This is a genomic window from Streptomyces sp. WELS2 (genome assembly GCF_013870595.1).
GTDB lineage: Bacteria > Actinomycetota > Actinomycetes > Streptomycetales > Streptomycetaceae > Streptomyces.
Genome location: NZ_JACBWZ010000145.1, coordinates 1 through 10,944, shown reverse-complemented (window position 1 = coordinate 10,944; position 10,944 = coordinate 1). Strand labels below are relative to the sequence as shown.

Genomic DNA, 10,944 nt, shown 5'->3' with positions numbered 1-10,944 from the left:
GGGGCCGGCGGCTGGCTAGGGTGACCGGTGTGACCGACCGCGACAGGCCCCCGATCGCCGTGTTCGACCTCGACAACACGCTGGCCGACACCGCCCACCGCCAGCACTTCCTGGAGCGCCGGCCGCGTGACTGGGACGCGTTCTTCGGCGCCGCGCCCGCGGATCCGCCGCTCGCCGAGGGCGTGACGCTGGCCGTTCGGAGCGCCCGCACGTGCGAGGTCGTGTATCTCACCGGCCGCCCCGAGCGGTACCGCCGGGACACGCTGGACTGGCTCGCGGCGCACGGACTGCCCGAGGGGCGGGTGTTCATGCGGCCCGACGCCGACCGCAGACCGGCCCGGCGCACCAAACTGGAGATCCTGCGCCGGCTCGCCCGGGACCACGAGGTCCACGTCCTCGTGGACGACGACGAGCTGGTGTGCGACGACGCCGGACGCGCCGGTTTCCCCGTCGTACGGGCGCGCTGGGCGCAGAAGTCGGCCGCGGTCGAGGAGGCGCAGGAGCGGGAGGGCCGCACCTGACGCGCGCCAAGGCGGCTCAGGCGGTGTCCTCGATGCGGAAGCCGACCTTCAGACCGACCTGGTAGTGCTCGATCCGGCCGTTCTCGATCTGGCCGCGGACCTGGGTCACCTCGAACCAGTCCAGGTTGCGCAGCGTCTGGCCGGCGCGGGCGATGCCGTTGCGGATGGCTTGGTCCACCCCCTCGTGCGAGGTGCCGACGATCTCGGTGACCCGGTAGGTGTGGTTCGTCATGCGGGTGCTCCTTAGGTGTCACGCCGTACTCCACCGTGCACTATCCGCACCGGCTCCGCATGGCGTCGCGGGCGTACCGCCGGGTAGCGCTTGACCTCCGCATTGGTACATACCAAAATCCAGCACACCCGTACGAGCCACCCGCTCGTCCCCCCACGTCGGGCCCCTCCACCCTGTCCCAGCACCCCGCGGCACCACCTGCCAGACAGAACAGGACCCTTCGTGAGACGTCGTCTGCTCGCCCTCGTCTGTGTCACCGGCTCCCTCGTCAGCGCCTGCGGGATGCTCCCCGGCGACCACCAGGAGCGGAAGACCGTCACCGTGTGGCTGATGAAGGACAGCGCCTCCAAGGAGTTCCTGCGGCGGTTCACCGAGGACTTCGAGCGCACCCACGACGACCTGCGCCTGGACATCCGCATCCAGGAGTGGACCGGCATCGTGGAGAAGGTCCGCGGCGCGCTCAAGGCGCCCTCCGGCGACGGACCGGACGTCATCGAGGTCGGCAACACCCAGGTGCCGCTGTACGCCGACGGCGGCCGGCTGGCGGACCTCACGCTGGAGTCGATGCGGGACTGGGGCAAGGACACCTGGCTGCCCGGCCTCGCCCAGCCCGGCAAGGACGGCAACAAGCAGTACGGCATCCCCTGGTACGCGGCCAGCCGGGTCGTCATCTACCGCAAGGACCTGTTCCGGCAGGCCGGCATCGCCCGTCCGCCGCGGACGCGCGACGAATGGCTCACCGCCACCGAGAAGCTCGACACCGGCGGGAACCAGGGCATCTACCTCGCAGGGCAGGACTGGTACACGCTCTCCGGGTTCATCTGGGACGAGGGCGGCGACCTCGCCGAGGAGAAGGACCACGAGTGGCGGGGCACCCTGGACAGCCCGGCCGCGCTGCGCGGCATGGACTTCTACCGGCGGCTCCAGGCGCTCGGCGCGGGCCCCGTGGACGCCGACGAGGAACACCCGCCCCAGGCCGGAGTGTTCGCCGGCGGCAAGGTCGCGCAGATCATCGCCGTACCCGGGCTCGCCCAGTCGATCGTCCGGCAGAACCCGGACCTGAAGGACAAGCTCGGCTTCTTCCCCGTGCCCGGCCGCACCGCCGGCCGGCCCGGCACCGTCTTCACCGGCGGCTCCGACCTGGTCGTCCCGCGCAACACCGACGACCAGTTCGCCGCGACCACCGTCGTCGGCGCGCTCACCGGCGCCAAGTGGGACACCGAGCTGGCCCGCACCATGAACTACGTGCCCAACAAGACCACGCTGGCCGGCGCGGTCGCCGGGGCGGAGGGGGTCGCCGCCATGGCCGCGGGCGCGGCGCACGGCCGGGCGACCCCCACCACCCCTCAGTGGGCCGACGTGGAGGCGGACAACCCGGTCAAGGAGTACATGACCCGGGTGCTCCAGGGCGGGGACCCGGCGGTCGAGGCCCGCCGCGCCTCCCGGAAGATCACCGAGGCGCTCGCCCCCGACGTGGGCTGAGCCGCCGCGCCCCGCTCACCGCACCACGCTCAGCGACAGCGCGAAGCGGCCCGGCGCGTCCGTCCACCAGTGCGTCAGCTCCAGCCCGGCCGCGGCGAGCTCGGCGGTCACCCGCTCCTTGCGGAACTTGGCCGACACCTCGGTGCGCAGCTCCTCGCCCGCCGCGAAGTCCACGGCGAGGTTCAGCGCGGGCACCTTCACGGTCTGGGCGGTACGGGAGCGCAGCCGCATCTCGATCCACTCCCGACCGGCGTCCCACAGGGCCACGTGCTCGAACGCCTCCGGATCGAAGTCGGCGCCCAGTTCGCGGTTGATCACCCCCAGCACGTTCCGGTTGAACGCGGCCGTCACCCCGGCCGCGTCGTCGTACGCCCGGACCAGCACCCGCTCGTCCTTGACCAGGTCGGTGCCGAGCAGCAGCCCGTCGCCCGGGGAGAGCAGCGTGCGGACGGAGGCCAGGAACCGGGCGCGTTCGGCGGGCAGCAGATTGCCGATCGTGCCGCCGAGGAAGGCCACCAGCCGGGGCCCGGGCGCCGCGGGCAGGGTCAGCGGGGCGGTGAAGTCGGCGATCAGCGCGTGCACATGGAGACCGGGACGCTCCTTCACGAGCGTCCGCCCGGCCTGCGCGAGCGCGCTCTCGCTGACGTCGACCGGGACGTAGGCCGCCAGCGCGGGCAGCGCGTCGATGAGATGGCGGGTCTTCTCCGAGGAGCCCGAGCCCAGTTCGACCAGGGTGCGGGCACCGCTCGCGGCGGCGATCTCCCCGGAGCGGGCGACGAGGATCTCCCGTTCGGCGCGCGTGGGATAGTACTCGGGCAGCTCGGTGATCCGCTCGAACAGCTCGCTGCCGCGGGCGTCGTAGAACCACTTGGGCGGCAGCCGCTTGGGGGTGGCGGTGAGACCGCTCAGGACGTCCGCGCGCAGCGCGGCCTCCGTCGCGTCCTCGGGGAGGGTGCGGGTGATGTGCAAGGGGCTCAACTGCAGGGCTCCTTCGAGGGTACGGCCGCCGGATCCTCCAGCGGGGCGAGCCGCACGCCGGCGCGGCTCGCGGTGAGCACGGTGCGGTCGGGGACCTCCCGCCACAGCGGGTCGTCGTCGTACGGCTCGGAGGCGGTTCCCACACCGCCATTCCGCAGCTCCTGGGGGTCGAGCCGACCGGCGAACCCCAGGCGGAGATGTGGATGGGCGCACACCCGGGCGCCCCGTCGCGCACCCCCCGCGGCACCCTCGTCGAGGTCATCGAGGCCGACCCGGAGCGTGAACTGGGCGCCCGCGCGGTCGCCAGGTTCGGCCCCCGGCTGCCGTTCCTGCTCAAGCTTCTCGCGGCCGGCGCGCCCCTGTCCCTCCAGGTGCACCCGGACCTGGAGCAGGCCAGGGCCGGGTACGCCGACGAGGAGCGGCGCGGCGTCCCGGCCGGCGCCCTGCACCGCAACTACAAGGACGCCAACCACAAGCCCGAACTGATCTGCGCGCTCACCGAGTTCGACGGCCTGTGCGGCTTCCGCGACCCGGTCCGGGCCGCCGGCCTGCTCGACGGGCTCGGCGTCGGCTCCCTCAAGCCGTACGTCGACCTGCTGCGCGCCCGCCCCGGGGACGCGGCCCTGCGCGAGGTCCTCACCGCCGTCCTCAGCGCCGACCCGGAGGAGATGGCCCACACGGTCGCCGAGGCCACCGACGCGTGCACCCGCCTCGGCGGCGCCTACGCCCCCTACGCCGACATCGCCCACCACTACCCCGGCGACCCCGGGGTGATCGCGGCCATGCTCCTCAACCACGTCCGGCTGCAGCCGGGCGAGGCCCTGTACCTCGGTGCCGGCATCCCGCACGCCTACCTCAACGGCCTCGGCGTGGAGATCATGGCCAACTCCGACAACGTCCTGCGCTGCGGTCTCACCCCCAAGCACGTCGATGTCCCCGAACTTCTGCGGATCGTCCGTTTCGAACCGAGCGACCCCGGTGTGCTGCGCCCGGAGGCCTCCCCGGAGGGCGAAGAGGTCTACGAGACGCCGACCGACGAGTTCCGGCTCTCCCGCTACGTCCTGCCCGAGGGCGGCACCGCCCGCGACCTCACCCGCGACACCCCGCAGATCCTGCTCTGCACCGCGGGCTCCGTCCGGGCGGGCGAGCACCAGCTGGGCGCCGGCCAGTCGGTCTTCGTCCCGGCCGGCGAACAGGCGGAGATCTCCGGCGCGGGCACCATCTTCCGCGCCACGGTGTCCGTCTGACCAGCCCTGTGGACAAGCGGTCGATCATATGACCGGGCCTGTGGATACCTGAAGAGCAGGTGCCCGGCCGGGCTGCGACAATGGCCCACCGGCAAAGGCCGGGCAAAGCCGGGCACCCGTCCGGACGGACACCTACGAGGCGACACAGGCGAAGGGACAACGCGGACACATGAGCGCGTCAGGCGGTACGAAGGCGATCGTGGCGGCACTCGGCGCCAATCTCGCGATCGCGGCATCGAAGTTCGCGGCGTTCGCGTTCAGCGGCTCCTCCTCGATGCTCGCCGAGGGCGTGCACTCGCTCGCCGACTCAGGCAACCAGTTCCTGCTGCTCGTCGGCGGCAAGAAGGCACAGCGCGAGGCCACCCCGCAGCACCCCTTCGGCTACGGCCGCGAGCGGTTCATCTACGCCTTCCTGGTCTCGATCGTGCTGTTCTCCATCGGCGGCATGTTCGCGATCTACGAGGGCTACGAGAAGATCCGCCACCCGCACGACCTCGAGCACTGGTACTGGCCGGTCGGCGTCCTCGTCTTCGCGGTCATCGCCGAGGGCTTCTCCTTCCGCACGGCCATCAAGGAGTCCAACGAACTGCGCGGCCAGCTCTCCTGGAAGGAGTTCATCCGCCGCGCCAAGGCACCCGAGCTGCCCGTCGTCCTGCTGGAGGACTTCGGCGCGCTCATCGGTCTGGTCCTCGCCCTCGGCGGCGTCGGCCTGTCCCTGCTCACCGGCGACGGCGTCTGGGACGGCATCGGCACCCTGTGCATCGGCATCCTGCTCGTCCTGATCGCCCTGGTCCTGGCCGCCGAGACCAAGTCGCTGCTGCTCGGCGAGGCCGCGGGCGTCGAGGACGTCAAGAAGATCGAGGCCGCGATCGTCGACGGCGAGACGGTCACCCGCGTCATCCACATGCGCACGCTGCACCTCGGCCCCGAGGAGCTGCTGATCGCCGCGAAGATCGCCGTCCGGCACGACGACACGGCCGCCGAGATCGCGACCGCCATCGACGCCGCCGAGGCCCGCGTCCGCGCCACCGTCCCGATCGCCCGCGTCATCTACCTCGAACCGGACATCTACAGCGAGATCGAGGCCGCCAAGGGCCCGGACCCGAGCGCCACCCCGGGCGGCCCGACCCCCCGCGCCGCCGGCCACTGACGCCCGGTACGGCGGCGCCCTCACCGGTGCCGCACCGGCCAGGGCGCCGCAGCTCTCCTCCGCCGTACCACCAGGAAGCGGACCGTCCGCCACACGCCCCCACGGGGGCGGTCCCGCCGTGGTCGAAGGCGAACAAACGGGAATCCCGCGCCCAGGCCCCGACGCCCGTGCGGCACGCCACGCGGTCCGCCCACGCCGACCGGCGCCACCGTCGCCATCGCCGTCACCACCGTGCCGATCGCCACAGCCCGAGTGGAACCGGACGCCCCGGCCCGTTGCGCGCCGCACCCCCCGCGCCCCCAAGGCGCGTAAGTCCCCATTCGCGCCGGTCTGTCCGCACCGGCTCCACGGTTCCCGCACCACCACAGACCGCCTCACCCGCCTCCCGAAACCCGCCGATGACGACCTTGGGAAGACGCGAGGAATCCGAAGGCGGACTGGGACGAGCGGGTCCTCCGGTGTAGCTTGGGACGAAGCCAGACGTCGCTGCTGATGGCGGTCGGGCGGCCCCACGCGGGCCGACCGAGGGAGAGAGGGCCTCCGACGGACTGCGCTGCGCGTACGTGGGCATGCCCGTGTCCCTTCCCGGGCACCCCTGTGTCCGCCGCCGCGCAGACCAGCCGTACCCACCTCGACCCAACCCCGAGGAGCAGCTCGTAATGACGACTGTCGAGAACCGACAGGACTTCAAGGTCGCCGATCTGTCGCTGGCCGAGTTCGGCCGCAAGGAGATCTCTCTCGCCGAGCATGAGATGCCCGGTCTGATGGCGATCCGCAAGGAGTACGCCGAGGCGCAGCCGCTGGCCGGTGCGCGGATCACGGGTTCGCTGCACATGACGGTGCAGACGGCCGTGCTGATCGAGACCCTGGTGGCCCTGGGCGCGCGGGTGCGCTGGGCCTCGTGCAACATCTTCTCCACGCAGGACCACGCGGCCGCGGCGATCGCCGTGGGCCCGGACGGCACGCCGGAGGACCCGCGCGGTGTGCCGGTGTTCGCCTGGAAGGGCGAGACGCTGCAGGAGTACTGGTGGTGCACGGAGCAGGCGCTGACCTGGCCGGACAGCCCGACCGGCGGCCCGAACATGATCCTGGACGACGGCGGCGACGCCACGCTGCTGGTGCACAAGGGCGTGGAGTACGAGAAGGCCGGTGAGGTCCCGGGGCTGGAGACGGCCGAGTCCGACGAGCACCGGGTGATCCTGGAGCTGCTGCACCGCACGCTGGGCGAGAACCCGCGCAAGTGGACGCAGCTGGCCTCGGAGATCCGCGGTGTCACCGAGGAGACCACCACGGGTGTGCACCGTCTGTACGAGATGCAGCGTGACGGTGCGCTGCTGTTCCCGGCGATCAATGTGAACGACGCCGTGACGAAGTCGAAGTTCGACAACAAGTACGGCTGCCGGCACTCGCTGGTGGACGGTATCAACCGGGCCACGGACGTGCTGATCGGCGGCAAGACGGCCGTGGTGTGCGGGTACGGCGATGTGGGCAAGGGCTGTGCGGAGTCGCTGCGGGGCCAGGGTGCCCGGGTGATCGTCACGGAGATCGACCCGATCTGCGCGCTGCAGGCGGCGATGGACGGCTACCAGGTGACCACGCTGGACGAGGTCGTCGAGACGGCCGACATCTTCATCACCACGACCGGCAACAAGGACATCATCATGGCCTCGGACATGGCCAGGATGAAGCACCAGGCGATCGTGGGGAACATCGGTCACTTCGACAACGAGATCGACATGGCGGGTCTGGCGAAGGTGCCGGGCATCGTCAAGGACGAGGTCAAGCCGCAGGTCCACACCTGGACCTTCCCCGACGGCAAGAAGATCATCGTGCTGTCCGAGGGCCGCCTGCTCAACCTGGGCAACGCCACCGGTCACCCCTCGTTCGTGATGTCGAACTCCTTCGCGGACCAGACCCTGGCCCAGATCGAGCTGTTCACCAAGCCCGACGCCTACCCCACCGGCGTCTACACGCTGCCCAAGCACCTCGACGAGAAGGTCGCCCGTCTCCACCTCGACGCCCTCGGCGTCAAGCTCACCAAGCTGCGCCCGGAACAGGCGGCGTACATCGGTGTGGACGTCGACGGCCCGTACAAGCCGGACCACTACCGCTACTGAGCCGGTGATCCCGTAGCCCCACCGCCGGCGGAGTGCGCCGGTGCGCCGACGCACTCCGCCCGGCAGCAGGCTCTCCGAGGCAGGCCCCCGCACCCCCGTGCCGGGGGCCTGCCCCTTTGGCCCCGACCCATGGCTTCCGGCCGGACCAGCCCGTCAAGACCCAGGACCCCCATGCCCCGCGGCCGTTATTCGCTCCACGATCCGCACGATCACACCCCCCTCGCAGAAGAGCACTTCCAGTGCGCCCCCGGCCCGTCCGGCTGGCGCTATGTCTCCCGGCTGACCGGCCCCGCCGGCGAGCACCGGGGCGCGGTCGACCTCGCCCTGGACGACCTCGGCCGCCCCCTCCGCCTCGAACTGCACGCGGGTGACTGGCAGGTACGCGGCGCCGCCCTCGACGGCGTCACATGGGTCCGTACCGACCCCACCGGCCTCCATGCCACCGAAGGCAATGTGCGCGCCCACGCCTTCACCGGCACGTCCCCCGCGTTCCTCGTCGCCACCGCACGGCTCCTGCGCCTCACCCCCTCGTCCGCCGCCACCCGCGTACGCCTCGTGGCCTTCACCGACCCCGTCCTCGCCCCCCGCACCGTGGACCAGTCCTGGGCACTGGTGAACAGCGAAGCACACGCCACTGACAACGGCCCCCTGACCGTGGACGAATACCAGGTCACGGCCCTGGACACCGGCGAACAGCACGCCGTCCACATCGCCGGCGACATCGTCCTGGCCGCGCCCGGCATCGAGCTGGAGGACCTTCAGTCACCGCCGTCGCGATTCGACTGACCCCGGCAACCGCACCCCACGAGACCTACGCGGGCGGCACGAACCCGGTGGCCGGCCGGCCGGTCGACGGCTCGTTACCGGGCGGCCGGGCAGGGACGGGCGGAACGGGCGGAACGGGCACGGAGAACTCGGACGGATGCGCGTCGCCGGGCCGAAGGTCCGCCGGCGGTGCGAAGCCGCCGACCACGTGACCGCCGCCGACCGCGGGACCACCACCGACGGCCGGATCCCCGCCGAACGCCTGCCGGGCCTCACGGGACTGCCGCTCGTGCACCACGGCCGCGAGGAACGCGGCCGGAGGAAGATCCGGCGGCACCGAGGCACCGGTACGCCCCGCCAGGTCGGCCGCCAGCCGCTGCGCCATGCCCGCCGACACCTGCGGGTCGAGCTGTGGCATCCGGGTCAGGTACTGCCGGACGGCAAGCCACAGCCCGTCCGGCACCGCGGACAGGTCCAGCCCGGCGAACCGCCCCACGAGCCACGGAGGCGGAGGCGGCACGAAACCCGTCCGCCCGGCGGGTATCCGCTCCCGGACCACGAGGGTGCCCGCGAACACATCGCCCAGCCGCCGCCCCCGCGCCGAGACCAGCGAGGCGATACAGGCCACCACGCCGAGCGTCATCAGGATCTCGACGACACCGATCGCGCCCCGCACCAGAGCGTGCCGGAACCGGATCGGCCCGCCGTCGTCCCGTACCACCCGCAGACCGAACGCCAGCTTCCCCAGCGAACGCCCGTGGCTGAACGTCTCGACGGCTATCGGCCCGCCCACCAGCACCAGCAGGAACGACGCGATCGACAGCGCCATCTGCGCGGCCTCGTCCAGCGACGCCGTCGACACCACCAGCACCATGCCCACGACGAGGTAGGCGACCATCGCCACCACCAGGTCGAGCAACACGGCGAGCGCCCTGCTCGGCAGCTTCGCGGGCCGCAGTTCGAGCGCCACCGCCTCGCCGGTCACCAGCTCACTCACGCCCGCCGTCCTTCCCTGGTCCGCCCCCTGAACCGCCAGTCTGCCAAGCTGAGGGCGCATCGCGCCGCAGTACGACAAGCTGACAGCAAGCACGAGCATCCACGACGCCCCGTGGACGACCAGCCGAGGAGCAGGCAGACCGGATGGACCTGGACGTCTTCGTCTCCGCGCACCGAGCCGAATGGGACCGGCTGGACGCACTGCTCCGCCGCCGGCGCCGGCTCACCGGCGCCGAGGCGGACGAACTCGTCGGCCTTTACCAGCGCACCGCCACCCACCTGTCCCTCATCCAGTCCAGCGCACCCGACCCGCACCTGACCGGACGGCTGAGCCAACTGGTGGCACGCGCGCGCAGCGCCGTCGCCGGCACCCGCCGCGCCTCGTGGCGGGACGTCACACACTTCCTGGGCCAGAGCTTCCCGGCCGCCGTCTACCGCGCCCGCCACTGGTGGGTGCCCACGGCGCTCGTGTCCACCGCCGTCGCCATCCTGCTGGGCTGGTGGATCGGCACCCATCCCGAGGTGCAGTCCTCCATCGCGGCACCCAGCCAGCTGCGCGAGCTGACCCGCCCGGGCGGCGAGTACGAGACCTACTACTCCAGCCATCCCGCGGCCGCCTTCGCCGCCCAGGTGTGGACGAACAACGCCCAGGCGGCGGCGATGTGCCTGGTCCTGGGCGTCTTCCTGGGCCTGCCCGTGCTGTGGATCCTCTTCCAGAACATGCTGAACCTGGGCGTGGGCTTCGGCCTGATGTCCTCCGCGGGCCGCCTCGACACCTTCCTCGGCCTGGTCCTCCCGCACGGCCTGCTGGAACTGACGGCGGTCTTCGTCGCCGCGGGCACCGGGCTGCGCCTGGGCTGGACGCTGATCGACCCCGGCCCGCGCACCCGGCGGGCCGCGCTCGCGGAGGAGGGACGCGCGGCCATCGGAATGGCGATCGGCCTCGCCCTGGTCCTGCTCGTCTCCGGCGCCATCGAAGGCTTCGTCACCCCCTCCGGCCTGCCCACCTGGGCCCGCATCGGGATCGGGGTCGTGGCCGAGCTGGCCTTTCTCGCCTACGTCTACGTGCTCGGCGGCCGTGCGACACGCGCCGGCGAGACGGGCGATGTCGGGGCGACGGAGCGCAGCGCGTCCGTGCCCACGGCCGCCTGACTCCGCCGGATGTGCACTCACCCCCTCTGAGCTGCTAGTCTCCTCTTCGCCCCGCAAGAGCCGTTGACACGGAGGGAGTGGGGAGGTAGATTCAATGAGTTGTCTGGAACTGGACATGTTGCCAGGCAGTCGCTAGAATCTACTTGTTGCTTCTCAGGGAGTCGCGAAAACGACACCCGGAAGAGCATCCTCCGAATTCTCAGAAATGAGCGGCCGGTCAGACCGGCCAAGAACTTCTGATAAAGTCGGAACCGCCGGAAAGGGAAACGCGAGAGCGGGAACCTGGAAAGCACCGAGGAAATCA

10 protein-coding genes and 1 pseudogene are annotated in these 10,944 nt (G+C 71.6%); 7 read left to right on the top strand and 4 right to left on the bottom strand.

The features are described 5' to 3' along the window. The first annotated feature begins 29 nt into the window (after positions 1 to 29). Complete coding sequence (locus tag H5J33_RS12010; protein ID WP_181794891.1) at positions 30 to 521, top strand: hypothetical protein; 492 nt, start codon at positions 30 to 32, stop codon at positions 519 to 521. A 16-nt stretch (positions 522 to 537) separates the two neighbouring features. On the opposite strand, the gene H5J33_RS12005 is transcribed toward H5J33_RS12010, so the two are convergent. Further along, positions 538 to 753: a dodecin gene (locus tag H5J33_RS12005; RefSeq protein ID WP_181794890.1), complete on the bottom strand. Its 216-nt coding sequence runs from the start codon at positions 751 to 753 to the stop codon at positions 538 to 540. A 222-nt stretch (positions 754 to 975) separates the two neighbouring features. On the opposite strand from H5J33_RS12005, the gene H5J33_RS12000 reads away from it, so the two are divergent. Next, positions 976 to 2,235 (top strand): extracellular solute-binding protein, encoded by a 1,260-nt coding sequence (locus H5J33_RS12000; protein ID WP_181794889.1) that lies wholly within the window; start codon positions 976 to 978, stop codon positions 2,233 to 2,235. Between the two features lie 15 nt (positions 2,236 to 2,250). Here H5J33_RS12000 and egtD read toward each other — a convergent pair whose 3' ends face one another. Together egtD and H5J33_RS36735 are read right to left on the bottom strand one after the other, a co-directional pair. Then, on the bottom strand, positions 2,251 to 3,213 hold the full coding sequence (gene egtD, locus H5J33_RS11995) for an L-histidine N(alpha)-methyltransferase (protein ID WP_181794888.1): 963 nt from the start codon (positions 3,211 to 3,213) through the stop codon (positions 2,251 to 2,253). Beyond that, positions 3,210 to 3,362 (bottom strand): annotated as a pseudogene (locus H5J33_RS36735) (class II glutamine amidotransferase); the annotation flags it as partial. The pseudogene H5J33_RS36735 and the gene egtD, both read right to left, overlap by 4 nt. Between H5J33_RS36735 and manA the strand changes: the two are divergent. The 4 genes from manA (at position 3,363) to H5J33_RS11975 (ending at position 8,513) form a co-directional block, all read left to right on the top strand. Next, positions 3,363 to 4,460 carry a mannose-6-phosphate isomerase, class I gene (gene manA, locus H5J33_RS11990; protein ID WP_309485384.1) on the top strand — a complete coding sequence of 366 codons (1,098 nt, stop codon included), beginning with the start codon at positions 3,363 to 3,365 and terminating at the stop codon, positions 4,458 to 4,460. A 169-nt stretch (positions 4,461 to 4,629) separates the two neighbouring features. Beyond that, a complete protein-coding gene (locus tag H5J33_RS11985) occupies positions 4,630 to 5,610 on the top strand; it encodes a cation diffusion facilitator family transporter (protein ID WP_181794887.1) in 981 nt (326 codons plus the stop codon). Between the two features lie 659 nt (positions 5,611 to 6,269). Then, complete coding sequence (gene ahcY, locus H5J33_RS11980) at positions 6,270 to 7,727, top strand: adenosylhomocysteinase (protein ID WP_181794886.1); 1,458 nt, start codon at positions 6,270 to 6,272, stop codon at positions 7,725 to 7,727. A 171-nt stretch (positions 7,728 to 7,898) separates the two neighbouring features. Beyond that, positions 7,899 to 8,513, top strand: a complete 615-nt coding sequence (locus H5J33_RS11975) for a hypothetical protein (protein ID WP_181794885.1) — start codon at positions 7,899 to 7,901, stop codon at positions 8,511 to 8,513. A gap of 25 nt (positions 8,514 to 8,538) precedes the next feature. Here the strand turns inward: H5J33_RS11975 and H5J33_RS11970 are convergent, their stop codons facing one another. Beyond that, a complete protein-coding gene (locus H5J33_RS11970; protein WP_181794884.1) occupies positions 8,539 to 9,489 on the bottom strand; it encodes an RDD family protein in 951 nt (316 codons plus the stop codon). A gap of 143 nt (positions 9,490 to 9,632) precedes the next feature. On the opposite strand from H5J33_RS11970, the gene H5J33_RS11965 reads away from it, so the two are divergent. Then, on the top strand, positions 9,633 to 10,640 hold the full coding sequence (locus H5J33_RS11965) for a stage II sporulation protein M (protein WP_181794883.1): 1,008 nt from the start codon (positions 9,633 to 9,635) through the stop codon (positions 10,638 to 10,640). Positions 10,641 to 10,944: the final 304 nt, after the last annotated feature.